The organism is Psychrobacter glacincola (genome assembly GCF_965118485.1).
In the GTDB taxonomy this organism is placed as follows: Bacteria; Pseudomonadota; Gammaproteobacteria; order Pseudomonadales; family Moraxellaceae; genus Psychrobacter; species Psychrobacter glacincola_D.
Genome location: NZ_CBCPJH010000022.1, coordinates 20,558 through 35,168, shown reverse-complemented (window position 1 = coordinate 35,168; position 14,611 = coordinate 20,558). Strand labels below are relative to the sequence as shown.

Sequence of the window (14,611 nt, the reverse complement as noted above, 5' to 3'; positions counted from 1 at the left end):
AGAAGGAAAATAGTATGACCAATAAACGCAACCAATACACCCGAGAATTCAAGTTAGAAGCGATCAGCTTAGTCATTGATGATAAACGTAAAATACCCGATGTGGCAAGCTCACTGGGCATTGGCAAATCTACCCTGCAGAAATGGCTGAGTCAGTACCGTCAAGAAATAGAGGGTCAAGCCCCTAAAGTCGGCAACGCTTTAACGGATGAACAGCGCGAGCTACAAGAATTGCGCAAACAAGTTAAGCGACTCACTATGGAGCGTGACATATTAAAAAAGGCTTCTGCTCTGCTGGCCTTGGACAGCCTGAACGGCTATCGCTGATAAGCAAGCTTGCAGAGCAAGACAAACAGGCCAGTAAAAGCCTTTTATGCAAGCTGTTTGGGGTGATGAAAAGCAGTTACTACTATGAAGTAAAGCCCAAGTTAATTAGCCTTGACACTATCAAAACTAAAGCCTTAATCCGCCAAATATTTAATGACTCAAAGCGCTCAGCAGGCGCTCGCAGCATCGTTGCCATACTAATGAATGAACACAACATCAAGCTGTCACGTTATAGGGTAGGTAAACTTATGGCGCAGATGGAGCTTAAAAGTTGTCAGTTAAAGACGCATAAATACAAGCACGCTGATGACGTTCATAAAACGTATGACAATATCCTAACTCGCAACTTTAGCCCAAATGCGCCCAATCAAGTCTGGACGGGCGATGTCACTTACATTCGTATCAAGGGTGGCTGGTGTTATTTAGCGGTGGTGTTAGACCTGTTTGCACGGCGTGTGGTGGGTTTTTCCGTATCAGAATCGCCTGATAGCAGTCTAACGACTAAAGCATTGCAGATGGCCTATCACACGCGATTAAAGCCGCGCGGGGTGCTGTTTCACTCTGATCAAGGGACGCATTATACTAGTAAGATATTCGCTGGATCCGTGGCTAGTTGTGATGGTATGACACAAAGTATGAGCCGTCGTGGAAATTGTTGGAACAACGCGCCAACGGAACGATTCTTCAGGAGCTTTAAAACAGAATGGATGCCAAAGGGCGGTTATGAGAATATCGCTGAGGCTAAAAGCGCTATTATTGATTATATCTGGGGCTATTATCAGACCATAAGACCGCATCGTTTTAATGACTATTTACCACCAGCAGAAAAAGAGAAACGCTACTTTAATCAAAACCTCTTATCAAGTGTCCTAAATTAGTTGACCACTACAGTATCTGCTAGAACTTTACAACCGGTTATCTTCATAAAAGTAGTCTAGCATGGTGCTTATCTACTACAGCTACTTGTTAAAAGCCTACTCAGTAAATCGAATTAATCAGCTCTTGAGTAAGCTCTACGTTTGGTTTCAACATATCATCAGCAAGACTGCGCTTACTAGATAGTAGCTTATCCAGTTTAATCTCAAACGTCTCAAAATCATATGCTGAGATAGACGGATAATACACGTAAACTTCTTTATCTTGCCCAATACGGTAGGCTCTATCAGTCGCTTGGTCTTCCTTAGCTGGGTTCCAACTGCGTGTATAGTGGATAACATGGTTTGCTTTTTGGATATTTACACCAAAGCCAACTGCCACAGTGGATAAGATGATCACATTGAAACCATTCGTTTCTTGGAACTTATCAATAATGCCCTGCCGCGTTAAGCCTACTCTACTATTAGTATTTGAATCCCCATTCACTGTAGTAACGTTTAATCCAAACCGCTCAAGGAGAAGCCGCTTTAAAAATACTTGAATAGCCCTGAACTCAGTAAAAATGATAACCTTCTCATTTTTTTGTTTTATGGTCTCTAAAGTGTTTATTAACCATTCGGCTTTAGGCGAATCATTGATAGTCACTTTTTCTTGAAAATTCAAGGGGTGAGCACAAATCATTCGCATGTCATGTAGTGCTTTTAACATAACGCCTTTGTGGCCTTGCTCAGATAAACTTCTATAATCATTTGATACTTGTTTATAAAGTGTGCGTTGCAGCTTTGATATTTCAATATTTTTACAATCATTAATTTCGTGTTTTGCTGGCAACTCAGCGACATCATGCTTCATACGTCTTAATACTTGTGGCTCAATCAATTGACGAAGCTCATCTATTATCGCGTTGTCTTCATCGTCTTTCTTTTCAATAGGACGTCGATACTCTTTATTAAATTCACTAAGCGAACCCATCAGGTTTTCTTGAATGAAATCAAATAAGCACCATAGATCAACAAGTGAATTCTCTACAGGCGTGCCTGTACAAGCGATCTTAAAGTCTGCTTTTTGGGCTTTAGCAGCTTTAGTAACCATTGCAGTAGGCACTTTTATTTTTTGGGCTTCATCACATATCATGATACTCCAATCTACCCTCCCTAAAGAAAACTCAAGGTCTCGCATGGTTTCATAAGTAGTCAGTACTATATCTGCCCCACCTAACCAATTATCTTCAAGTAGATTTGTTATTCCGTAATCGTTTCTTAATTGAGAAGATATTAGGTGTTTGGGTATTTTTCGCTGTTTTAAGTTATCGCCATATAAACTTAACACTTTTCCGAATTTTGCACTAAAAAACCTATTGATTTCACTCTCCCAGTTCTCTAATAAAGAAACTGGTGCTACTACTAATGCAGGTTTTTTATCTTCTGCAGTTTCTAGATATTCACCAATAAAACAAAGTAACTGCAAAGTTTTTCCTAATCCCATATCATCCGCTAATAAGCAGCCGCTAACCTGAGTTGGCGCATACTGATATAGATTTTGTAGCCAAGCGATACCATACTCTTGATGCTTTTTTAAACTAAATTCTTGGCTTCTAAAGCTTGATGGCAATATGGCCTGAGGGCGGCGGCTTTCATCAAAAGTCAGAGTCTCGGCTCGCTTCTTAGTAAAGTCAGCCTCATCGATATTATTGGCAATCAATAAGGTAGATTTTTTCTTTGTTTCATCAGCTTCTGGCTGCTCTTGCTCTATGTCGTTTTCCGCTGGGTCATCACTCTTTGAATCACGCAGATCATTAAGTAATTTTTTTGCATCATCTAATGGAATGGAGACGTTGCTGTCCGGATGTAGAACAAAGCTCTCGCCTTCTGCCTCTGCATGCTGGATACGTTGCTCAAGTAGCTCAGTAGTGGCATCAGTATTATCAGAAGTAAATTGAGATAAGTCGGCTGACCCATCTATAAGATTCTGTGGTAACCATTCGGATTCACCACTATCTTTTTGAATGGCTTCAGAACTCAATTTTTCGGCTTCACCAATACCAATTACTCGATCGCTGTAATTATTTAAATCTAGTACGTTTTTAGCTTGTAAATCATCTTCATGCTGCCGAATTTCTTCTAGATCACTTTTCAGTTCTTCCACTTGGTTATCTAAATAGTTTGTTCTATCTATACTGTAGCCTGCCCATAGGAACACTGGTGATGATTTCTCATAAGTAGCAATAAAGTGTTGAGCTTGCTCTAGATTTGAAAGTTCTAACAGAATAGGGTCTTGTGCTCTACTTGAGTTTTCATGCAACGTTAGTTGAGCTGAATTAAAATGTGATGCTTTGTCATAGCTTTTATCTATTAGCAAACGGTAGCTATAGATCTCTGCCTCTTCTTTGGATTGCTCAAAGCCCTCTGGAGATATAACCTCTACAGCATCTTCGCCTAACTGAGCAAAAGGATTATGTAAAAAGGTCTGCGCACGCTCGCCAGCTATTCGACGATTTGGCATCTTCTTAATTTCATTTAGTACACTTTTAACTTGCGGCTCGATGATAACGTGAGCCAGACCACCTTCTGGTAAGCTGATTGTATATTCATCTTGCACTTCATTATACTTATCAAAAGTTTGTAGCCAATTTGAGGGCGAGTCTTTAAAATCAGGCTGCACCTCTACCACTGATTCTGTACTCACTAAATTTTTACGGAGATTGAGTTGCAGCTCCTCTGGGGCAAGTACGATCGTTTTACGCAAGAACTCATCTAAGTTGGCCTCGCTTTTATTCGCTAAACTGCGTATTTGCGCCCAATACTTTTGATTTAATGATTTATTTTTATCCGTAATACGAGAGAACTCTTTAATTTTCTCTAATAGCTTCCAAGTACTTTCATTCAATAAATATTCTTTGCCGGTAATACTAATAATTGCACCTGTTCTTTTGACTGAGCCTTTAAACTTGACCTTATTTTTATCACACCAACCATCCAGAATAATTTGGAAACCCGAATCGCTTAGACCATTTTCACTACGAATAATCGGATATAAATCACTTGATTGAGGCAAGTTGAGCAGATTAATAACGCTATCATGCTCAGCATTCTGTTGAATCTGAAAAAGCTCTTCCCATGGCAATATATAATTATCATCTGACTGATAAGCGAGCTCTTCATCCGCCAAGCTCTCCCAATAGAAATCTGCATCAGTTTTAGCCACAGCTGTATAGCAGTGCTTTAAACCAATATCATCGTATTGCAGCGGTAAAGGCACGATACTTTCTATCAACTCTTCTCTATTAGTATCGTCAACAGCTTTCTCTTTTTTCCAGAATGCTAGCTTCATAACTACTCTCTAATAACGTTTTTTGTATTTTGGACTATTGGATTGGCTGGAAAAGACGCCCAACTCAGCGAGTTTTTCATCAAATTTTGCTTCCCAGTTTCCTGAATGGCTCAAACTCGTTGCTCGACCAGAATCACTTTTAAATATTGAATGCTGTTTGCTCTTTAATTCATGAACCGTTATATTTTTCTTACTAAGATTAAAAGGTAAGTCACTATACCCATAGCAGGCATTTCCAGTATCTGAAAAATCAACAATATGAACGTTATCAATTTTTAGTAGAAAAGCATTATTACTAGGAGTAGAACCCGTAATATTTTTTAATCTGCCATGATTAAGCTCTCTGAACTTTCTATGCTCAGCATGTCTAGATTGCACGGCAGCTGGACCCAGAAATATCTGAGAAAACGAGATTTTATCAATAAACTTAATCCAATAATCAAAGCGGTCGACATCAGCTGTTTGGCTGAATAATTTAAAGAAAGCTTCTAGGTCGGCTCGGACAAACCACTGAATCACCATTTTTCTAGTGTCTGAACTGACATTCCGCCAGCCTGCTGATGAGTCGTATTGCGGATTATCCCATTGCGTCAAACAGACGTGCTTTAAAGATTCGTGTACTACCGCGCGCTTTGAGGTAGCAGCATAGCGTTCAAGTAGAGCCGTTAAAATAGCGGTGGTATAGATTGGGTTTTTTTCTAATAGAAGCAAGAAACGAGGTATCACTTTAAAGTAATCCTCTTCTTTCATGGTTTTAACAGACTTGATAGATGTGTTAATCAAACTGTCCCAAAACCAGCTGTTTGGTGCAATGCTTAAGCTTTCTAACTGACTACTGACTCTGCTGTCATCGCTATTATATAAAAAGTCACGAATAAATCTTTTAGAAGGATCTAATGAGAGCACTTCAGGATGATCAGTTAACGTAATAAGCCATTTTTTAGGTCGAAGAGTGGCTTGAAATAACGTAGAGCGATTACTATTTAAGATATTTCTGAGCTGAACCCAGTTATTGGGCCGTTTATTTATCTCATCTTGTTCTACCGCAAAATAACTATACAGTAGAGGGAAATAAACGGTTTTTAGTAACTCAGGATCCATTTTGCTAAACTGCTCAATAAGCTGGCTACCTACAAAGGTAAAAAGTATTTTATCTTCATAACTTAGCAGCTTTTTACTAAGTGACCAAGCTAGATTCTTCCAGTCACGTTTTGTTAAATAGTCTTTGCCATGCTCTTCTAACTTTAAAACTGAGTTGACGATCTTTTCTTCGATAGGATGAGCATTTTCCATATCATCAAACTTACGTTCAATGATTGCTAACGTCTTCATTAATTTGGTCGGTTTGGCAAATTTATTATGCACTTGGTCGGCTTCAGAAAAATTATCGATACTCTGATTCAGTCTCTGCTTTAAAATAGCTATACTCATCACACTCACCTTGCCAGCTGACAGGTTTCAGTAGGAGCAGAAACAAAAATCGGCTGCGCCTCAGCACTGTCTTTTTCTTTTAAACCATAGAACTGCATTCGTAGCTCTACACGGCGCGAAGCTTCTTTACTGTCTTTTGCTGCATTAAATGACACACCGCCCGCTAGAAACAGCTGTTTAATTTGGTTTTTTTGCGTGTCAGTTAAATCCAAATCTTGATTAAATGTGGGATCCAATAAGCTACACATCACCCACTCCGAACGACGCAAGCTTAAATTTAGGTTATATAAATAAGATCCATCTGTATCTGTAAAACCTTCAATCACGATCTGCTTAAACCATTTTTTACCATTCTCACTATTAGCAGCTTCTAAGACAACCGGTACCAAAGCACTTAGCGCTTTTATACCCTCTTCATTCAATCGGTAATCGTTGTACCCAAACCGACCCGCTTCACCAAAATTTATACGGTTCTCTTTACAGTCTACGGTGATCAGCTGATTCTTTAAAGTAGGGTCATCTTTAATACTAGTACAGATATCTAAGACCTCTGAACTGCGTTCTTTCTCTGCCTGTGTGGCTTCATTAATTTTCTTAGTGACGACCATTAAAGATACTGCCATCACTACCAAAAACAATGTCATTAGCGCTGTCATCAAGTCAGCAAATGAGATCCAAAAAGGCTTCTCACCCTCATCCTTCGAACGAGGTTTTTTAGCGTACCTATTACCAATCATTAGCGATACACTCCAAAATTAGCGTCTAGTTCTTTGCGTAAGATCTTCAAGGTCTTCAACCACATTACCTAAGCCTTCAACACCAGTTGCAAGGCGTTGAACGGCTTGGTTAAGTGTGTTGTCAAAAGACACCAACGATTGATTGAGACTACTTTCAACGGAAGTACCAAAGCTATCAAAGCTCTTCACTAGAACATCACTAACTTCTGCCAAATATTCTTGCATCTCCCTCTTCACTTGGCTTAAAGCTGTCGTCATATTCTGCATATCATTAAGCATTTGACTAGTCATACCAGCTTCAGATTTTGACTGCTGAATGATATTTTCTAGTGCTTCAATAGCAGTATTAACGCTATTTTGAGAATTCTTATAATCTCTTATCAACTCAATAAGGCTACTGCTCGCACTCGTCATATTAGTTGAAGTCGTATTAACCTGTGCAATAAGCTCTGAGGTTTTACCAGTCACTGTGCTTAGCGAACTACCAGCCGTAGTAAACTGCTCAGCAGCCAAGCGCATTCTTTCTGCACCACTATTCATACCAGTGATACTATCTGTAGTTACTTGAGACAGTTTTTGGATGTTTTCTTTATGAGTTTGAACGGCTTCTTTGCTATGCGTAATGAGCTCTTTAATTTCACTACCTAAGTTATCAATCAATACAGATGACTGCTCGTGCAATTTTTGTTGATTGTCTGATATTTGGCGATCCTGCTCGATACGCTGCTCTGCGACATTTGATAGCAGGCCTGACATTGAAGTACCTAGACCTGAGACAAGCTCATTTACCTTACTGCTCAACTGCTCAGCGGCATACAGCCCTTGATTGCCAATCTTAGCCGAACCTGCTGATAGATTTTCTACCATCTCGTTCATTTGGGTAGACATCTCATTTTGCTTTTGATGGATATCCTCCATCATTTTAGCCATTTGCGTCTCTAACGTTTTGGTCGAAACTTCACTATTAGTCTGCATATCTGTCATTAATTGAGAAAATCCTGCCTGCATCTCACGCATAGCCGTGACAGACTGTGTCATCATCTCGCTCATACCTGTCATTTGACCGCCAAATGTCGTTTCCAGCTTACTCATAAAAGCGGTTAACACATCAGTCATAAGATCTTGCACAGCCGAACCTTGATCACCACTGACTTTTTGCACGCTCGAAGCAATCTGCTCTAAAGGGTCTTGGAGGCTGTCTTTAATAGACTCCCCAATCTGTGTTGCCATCGACTGGCTTGATTGCGCATAAGAGTCACTTAGTTGAGTTGCAAAGGCAGCTTGATTTCTTTTATTCTCTTCGACCAAGTTAGTCATCATGGTTTTTAAATCATTAACCAGACTATCTTTAAGCTGCCGAGCATTAGCTTCATTGGCTTGAGAAGACTTAAGTAACTTAGCCAGATACTCCTCACCACTTTCATCAAAAGTAAAGGCATTATCTATGGCGGTATTTAGTCGCTGTAATTGCGCATAGCATTTTCTTAACCATGACTTTTCAAAAAACGTAATAAGCATGGCTGTGAGAATAGCCAATCCAGAAGCCATAAAGGCCTCTCCCACGCCTTTTAGCAATAACGTCAAGCTGTCTTGAACCTTGTCAGGGTTGCCTGCAGGATCAAAAGCTAATAATCCAATCAACAGACCTGCAAATGTCACGATAATACCAACGCCAGTAATCATCCCGGGTAAGTGCTTATAAAAATCTACCTTTAATGGAATGTCTACCACGATGGATTCCGTGAAAAACATTTCACTTGGCACCGTTGCCCGTGAGTGATCTATAACACTTTCACCGTCTATCACTTCATGAATATCATGAAACGTTTTTTTATAATTTAACCATGACTGTTTTAATGAAGTATTACCTTCAAACTTTGTATCTAATAGGTTTTTGTCAAAACTAGAATCTCCATTCAGACTTTCTAAATCACTAGCTAATTGTGCTAGTTTATTATTTAGTAGTTTTGCGGGATTTATATAATTTAAGACAAATCGAACACCAACATAAGCAACAAAAGCTACAACTACTAAAGGAAATATATAAAGTTCTTGCACAAATTGAGCTGTTTTGAACCAATCCATCAATACCACCTATCCCACCAAATAAACGATTGAAAGCTTTGTTATTCAACCTATTGCATCCAAATCTAGCTAAATTAGAGTCAGCTTAATTTAGTAATAAATATCTACGTGAAAAACCATCCATAACGACAGGCAATACCTGTCATTACAAGCTGTAACTTACAAAAAGGGAATAGTAACATAAACAAATGACTAGAAAATGATTGGCAAATAATATTTAGGAGATAATAGATAGATTTGAGAATTAATAGCTACATGCATTTATATTTTTGATCGGAGAATAACTATAGTTTAAATTACCGCTGACTACTTACGACATTAGATGACGTGTGAATCTTTATTACTATTTTAATGATCTTCTATTGCATCTACACTGACGCTAGACTAGAGCGTATATCTATTAGCCCTTCAAGCCAGTCTATATGACGAGCAAACAAGCTGTAATGTGATACTATTCTTCGATGTTTTTTCAATCAATACCTACAAACTTTATTACCAATAAGATTTATAACTATGGCACTTAAGAAAACCGAGATTTATTCTACCCTTTGGGCAAGTTGTAACGAACTCCGTGGTGGTATGGATGCGAGTCAATACAAAGACTACGTCTTGACCATGCTATTTATGAAGTATGTGTCTGATAAATATAAAGACGATTTCTTTGGCGATATCGTGGTACCAGAAGGTGGTAGCTTCGACGATATGGTGGCGCTGAAAGGTGATAAAGAGATTGGTGAAAAGGTCGATAAAATTATCGCTAAGCTGGCTGAAGCCAACGGTCTGCGCGGTGTCATTGATGTTGCTGACTTTAACGATGAAGAAAAACTCGGTACAGGCAAAGAGCATGTCGATCGCTTATCGAAGCTGATTGGTATTTTTGAAGGATTGGATCTATCAGGCAACCGTGCTGATGGTGATGACCTACTAGGCGATGCTTACGAGTACCTCATGCGTCACTTCGCTACTGAGTCTGGTAAATCAAAGGGTCAGTTTTATACTCCATCAGAAGTATCACGTATTTTGGCCAAGATTATCGGTGTTGACGACAATACACCACTAGACGCGACAGTATATGACCCAGCCTGCGGTTCAGGCTCTCTACTGCTTAAAGTTAGCGATGAAGCACCACACGGCTTGACTATCTATGGTCAAGAGATGGACTTTGCGACTACCGCATTGGCAAAGATGAATATGATCTTGCATGGGGCAACAGGCGCTGACATCTACAAAGGCAACACCCTATCCTCTCCGCACTTCATAGAAGGCAATCAGCTTAAGACTTTTGATTTTATCGTGGCAAACCCGCCGTTTAGTAATAAAAACTGGACCAGTGGCTTAAATCCAGAGTCGGATGAGTTTGACCGTTTCACTTGGGGTATTCCGCCCGAGAAGAACGGTATTATGCTTTCCTTTTACATATCATCAAAAGTTTAAAAAGCACTGGTGTTGGCGCAGTGATTCTACCCCATGGCGTGCTGTTCCGTGGTAACGCTGAAGCACATATCCGTCAAAACTTAATTAAGCAAGGCTATATCAAAGGCATCATCGGCTTGCCAGCCAACCTATTCTACGGTACGGGCATCCCTGCCTGTGTCATCGTGATAGATAAAAACACAGCAGAGAGTCGAGCCAAAGGTGACGCGGGGCTGTTTATGGTTGATGCCAGCCGCGGCTATATGAAAGACGGTAATAAAAACCGTTTGCGTAGCCAAGATATTCATAAAATCGTCGATGTCTTTAATTCTCAACTGGATCTGACAGGCTATAGCCGAATGGTTAAGTTGGATGAGATCATTGATAACGACTATAACTTAAACATTCCACGCTATATCGATGCCAGTATTGATGAAGATCAGCACGATCTAACCGCGCATTTAAAAGGCGGTATTCCTGTTGCCGATATCGACTCCCTAGAGTCTTATTGGCAGGTATTACCTAACTTACGCAAAACGCTATTCTCCGAGCTTAAGCATAGTAGAAACGGTTACCGCGAGTGTCTCGTGGCATCGACCGAGGTCAAAGCGGCGGTATTGGCTCATCCTGAGTTTATTACCTTTGCTGAGCAAAGCCTAACGCCATTCAATGACTGGTGGCAAGCCATTCAATTAAGTGAAATCAATAAAGGCGATAGACCTAAAGCGCTTATTCACAGAATCAGTGAAGACCTGCTACAGCGCTACGAAATAGCGCCGCTACTCGATAAATACGATATTTATCAAATCTTGATGGACTACTGGAGTGAGAGCTTGCAGGACGATGTCTATGCCATTAGCCAAGATGGCTGGCAAGTAGGCGCACAACTGCGCAAGTTGGTCGTGGCGAAAGGGGAAAAGCTCAAAGAAGAGCCTGACCTGACCATTAATAAGGTCAAATATAAAGCGGAGCTTATTCCGCCAGCGCTTATCATCGACCGCTACTATAACGATGAGCAAACCCATATCGATGCGCTACAGGCTGAGTTAGATACTGTCTCAAGTACCATAGCGGATTATGTAGAGGAACATGGCGATGAGGAAGGCTTACTAGCGGATGCTACCAATGACAAAGGCAGCTTTAATAAGTCGAGCGTCAGCGCACGTCTCAAACTTGCCACCGATAGCGATGAAAAAGACGCACTCCATCAGTTGCTTTCTTATTTCGATACTGAAGCCAATGCAAAAAAGTCATTGAAAGAAGCACAAGAGGCGTTAGATCTAGCGGTATTTAAGCACTACCCGACTTTGGATGAAGCGGCTATCAAGACGCTACTGATCGAGGATAAATGGCACGCCACGCTACAAGGGCGTATCGAAGATGAAATTGAGCGCATCACTGCCCAGCTTGCCAATCGTATCAAGGAGCTGGATGAGCGTTATGCTGAGCCTTTATCGCAAATAGTAGATGAAGTAGAAATGTTAAGTCAAAAAGTACAAGCGCATCTGCAAGCGATGGGAGTAGCCTAATGAGTGAGGTTAAAATACCTGAGGGTTATAAGCAGACTGAGGTTGGCGTTATTCCTGAGGACTGGGATTCGATTAAAGTTCAAGATGTCTGTGATTTTATCGTTCCTGGTCGAAATAAACCTCAGAAATTTGATGGCGATATTCCTTGGATAACAACTCCGGATTTGATTGATGGTAGAGCGGTATTTTTTTCGCGCTCGGGGTTAAAAATTTCAAAAAAAGTAGCAAAAACTGTTGGCTCTAAAATCGTACCGGCAGGATCCGTGATTATGTCTTGCGTGGGCGAGCTGGGACTGGTTGCAATCGCTGGCGTTAATATTGTCATCAATCAACAGCTCCATGCATTTTTGCCTTCTGAAAAAATAGATAACTATTTTTTAATGTATGCGTTAAAGGATCAAGAAAGTTATTTTTACGGAGCAGCAACTAAGACTGCGCTGCCCTATTTAAACAAAGACAACTGCAATGCGACACCATTGCCCTTGCCTTCAATCCAAGAACAAACCACCATCGCTACTGCCCTATCTGATGTCGATAATTTAATTCAATCACTAGAAAAACTGATTGCAAAAAAAGAAGCCATCAAAACAGGAACGATGCAGCAGCTACTCACTGGCGAAACTCGTCTGCCTGAGTTTGCCACTCGTGAGGATGGGAGTCTTAAAGGGTTTGAACAAACTGAGCTAGGGCGGATTCCTGAGGATTGGAAGGTATCAACTTTAGGCGCAATAAGTAACTTTATAAACGGTAGAGCTTACTCTCTACATGAATGGAAAACGGCGGGAACGCCAGTAATTAGACTTCAAAACCTCACTGGTAGAGGAGAAAATTATTATTATTCAGATTTACGGTTACCCGAAAAGCAGTACTGTGTAAACGGTGACTTATTGTTTATGTGGTCTGCAACTTTTGGTCCAGTTATTTGGCGAGGTCCAAAAGCTATATTTCATTATCACATTTGGAAAGTAATATGTGAAAGTGGCTATAGTCAGAGCTATTTATTTTACTTGTTAAGTGACATGACAGAGAAACTTAAGCAAAGCTCTTCCAGTGGTGGAACCATGTTGCATATAACTAAGCAAAAAATGGAATCAATAAATGCGGCTTTTCCTAATGAACAAGAACAAACCGCCATCGCTACTATTCTCTCTGATATGGATGCCGAGATTCAAGCATTGGAAGGAAGGCTAGAGAAAACCAAAGACATCAAGCAAGGCATGATGCAGCAGTTGTTGACAGGGAAAGTGCGGTTGGTAGATTCATCTGCTAAGTCAGACACCCAAACTTTAGCTAGTAAAGGCGAGCTGCAAGCATGAGTGACTCCATAACCTTAAAGCATGAAACGATAGTAACGGTCAAACAGTTGCTAAGCGAAAGCCGTTTGACTATCCCTGAGTATCAGCGCCCTTATAAGTGGAATCAGCACAATATCGCTAGTCTATTCAACGATATCAAAACCCAAAGTGACAAGCCCGCCTATCGACTGGGCACTATCGTACTTCATCGCCCTAAAGACGATGAAGGCAATTTAAAGAATTTTTTGAATATAGTAGACGGGCAACAGCGCACCTTAACGCTGATGCTTACCGTCATGGCGATTATCAAGCATTATAATCTTGATGACTCAACTCATCCTAAATCTAAGCAAACGATTCGCGAGGTATTAGGTAATCTTACTCAGAGCGTACCAGAGCTGGCTGAACAGCAAAAGTTTGCCAGTGATATATCCGTCTATAACCTATATACAAACTTTCAAGAAATATTGCGTATTATTAGCCGTGGCGAGCTTGGCATTGATCATATCGATTTTCTACTAAATAAGTGTCAAGTGGTTATCTTTATATTAACGGACGAATCAGAAGCTTTTCAGTTTTTTGATTCGCAGAACTCTCGCGGTAAAGAATTATTCCCCCATGACTTGCTTAAGGCTTTTCATTTGCGTGAGTTTGATACCGATAATCAAGAACTAAAAGCTAAAACGGTAGCATATTGGGAAGGGTTGGATGATGACAAGCTAGCCAAGTTATTCGCCCATCACTTATTTAGAATTAAACACTGGTCGCAGCGCAAGTCTGCCCGTTCTTTTACCAAAAATCATATCGATGTTTTTAAAGGAATTAACTTAGATAAAGACCATCTACCTCCGTACGCTCAAACCCTACTTATCACTAAACACTATATTGATCAATATAACGCCAGCTCGCATCGACTTATTGATAAGCAAATCATGCCCTACCCTTTTCAGCTTGATCAAACTATTGTTAATGGACAGCAATTTTTTGAGATGGTTAAGCATTATCACACTTTAATTCAGAAGATAAAACAAGCACCCTTTTATGATGATGCTCATATCAAGCTAAATAATACCGATTGTCATGCGCTTATAAATACTGATAGTAGATGTTGTTCGGTCGTCTTATGCCATCACATTCTAAATACGCGAGCTTCTGCCATTATCCATACACTTAATACTTACAGCGAAGGCCATAGAAAAGGCGATAAATATACCCGTAATTTATTCGATAATGCATTGATTTATTATATTGATAAATTCGGCATGCAAGATTTGTCGCAAGCTATTGAAACTATATTCATTTGGGCTTATAGCATGCGCTTGACTGAGTATGCGGTTAGGCTATCTACGATGGACAATACCGCCAAAAGTTATGATGGGATATTTAGAATTATTCAACAATCCATCTCTGCTAAAGAGATTTTAGTCACCAAAAAACCTTCTATCAATGAAACAGCTGTTGATAAAAATAATAAGCCAATTAGTGAAGATGCTGATAGTACGAGTAAACACTATGAAATATATAAACTATTCAAGCATCTAAACTATATTGTTTAGTGACTACTTGAGCGAAACTCTTCTAGGGTCAAC

General features: G+C 40.1%; 8 protein-coding genes and 1 pseudogene. 5 read left to right on the top strand and 4 right to left on the bottom strand.

Going from position 1 to position 14,611, the window contains the following annotated elements; translation table 11 throughout:
* Positions 1 to 14: 14 nt before the first annotated feature.
* Positions 15 to 326 (top strand): transposase, encoded by a 312-nt coding sequence (locus ACMHKH_RS09410; RefSeq protein ID WP_413520378.1) that lies wholly within the window; start codon positions 15 to 17, stop codon positions 324 to 326.
* Entirely contained in the window at positions 272 to 1,204 is a 933-nt protein-coding gene (locus ACMHKH_RS09405) for an IS3 family transposase (protein WP_413520399.1), read from the top strand. Before ACMHKH_RS09410 ends, ACMHKH_RS09405 begins: the two co-directional genes overlap by 55 nt.
* A 100-nt stretch (positions 1,205 to 1,304) precedes the next feature.
* On the opposite strand, the gene ACMHKH_RS09400 is transcribed toward ACMHKH_RS09405, so the two are convergent.
* The 4 genes from ACMHKH_RS09400 to zorA are packed head-to-tail and all read right to left on the bottom strand — an operon-like array spanning position 1,305 to position 8,785.
* Entirely contained in the window at positions 1,305 to 4,532 is a 3,228-nt protein-coding gene (locus ACMHKH_RS09400) for a DEAD/DEAH box helicase (protein ID WP_413520377.1), read from the bottom strand.
* 9 nt (positions 4,533 to 4,541) lie between these two features.
* Positions 4,542 to 5,963: an EH signature domain-containing protein gene (locus ACMHKH_RS09395; RefSeq protein WP_413520376.1), complete on the bottom strand. Its 1,422-nt coding sequence runs from the start codon at positions 5,961 to 5,963 to the stop codon at positions 4,542 to 4,544.
* Positions 5,964 to 5,968: 5 nt separating this feature from the next.
* A complete protein-coding gene (gene zorB1 / locus ACMHKH_RS09390; RefSeq protein ID WP_413520375.1) occupies positions 5,969 to 6,700 on the bottom strand; it encodes a type I Zorya anti-phage system protein ZorB1 in 732 nt (243 codons plus the stop codon).
* Positions 6,701 to 6,718: 18 nt separating this feature from the next.
* On the bottom strand, positions 6,719 to 8,785 hold the full coding sequence (gene zorA, locus ACMHKH_RS09385; protein ID WP_413520374.1) for an anti-phage ZorAB system protein ZorA: 2,067 nt from the start codon (positions 8,783 to 8,785) through the stop codon (positions 6,719 to 6,721).
* 513 nt (positions 8,786 to 9,298) lie between these two features.
* On the opposite strand from zorA, the pseudogene ACMHKH_RS09380 reads away from it, so the two are divergent.
* From ACMHKH_RS09380 to ACMHKH_RS09370, 3 genes and pseudogenes are all read left to right on the top strand, one after another.
* Positions 9,299 to 11,727 (top strand): annotated as a pseudogene (locus ACMHKH_RS09380) (type I restriction-modification system subunit M).
* Entirely contained in the window at positions 11,727 to 13,043 is a 1,317-nt protein-coding gene (locus ACMHKH_RS09375) for a restriction endonuclease subunit S (RefSeq protein ID WP_413520373.1), read from the top strand. The pseudogene ACMHKH_RS09380 and the gene ACMHKH_RS09375 overlap by 1 nt, the downstream one beginning before the upstream one ends.
* A complete protein-coding gene (locus ACMHKH_RS09370; RefSeq protein ID WP_413520372.1) occupies positions 13,040 to 14,578 on the top strand; it encodes a DUF262 domain-containing protein in 1,539 nt (512 codons plus the stop codon). The genes ACMHKH_RS09375 and ACMHKH_RS09370 overlap by 4 nt, the downstream gene beginning before the upstream one ends.
* Positions 14,579 to 14,611: the final 33 nt, after the last annotated feature.

Excerpts from the sequence above, each read along its gene's own strand:
- ACMHKH_RS09410 (WP_413520378.1), top strand. The coding sequence starts at position 15 with ATGACCAATAAACGCAACCAATACACCCGAGAATTCAAGTTAGAAGCG.
- ACMHKH_RS09400 (WP_413520377.1), bottom strand. The coding sequence starts at position 4,532 with ATGAAGCTAGCATTCTGGAAAAAAGAGAAAGCTGTTGACGATACTAAT.
- ACMHKH_RS09395 (WP_413520376.1), bottom strand. The coding sequence starts at position 5,963 with ATGAGTATAGCTATTTTAAAGCAGAGACTGAATCAGAGTATCGATAAT.
- zorB1 (WP_413520375.1), bottom strand. The coding sequence starts at position 6,700 with ATGATTGGTAATAGGTACGCTAAAAAACCTCGTTCGAAGGATGAGGGT.
- zorA (WP_413520374.1), bottom strand. The coding sequence starts at position 8,785 with ATGGATTGGTTCAAAACAGCTCAATTTGTGCAAGAACTTTATATATTT.
- ACMHKH_RS09375 (WP_413520373.1), top strand. The coding sequence starts at position 11,727 with ATGAGTGAGGTTAAAATACCTGAGGGTTATAAGCAGACTGAGGTTGGC.
- ACMHKH_RS09370 (WP_413520372.1), top strand. The coding sequence starts at position 13,040 with ATGAGTGACTCCATAACCTTAAAGCATGAAACGATAGTAACGGTCAAA.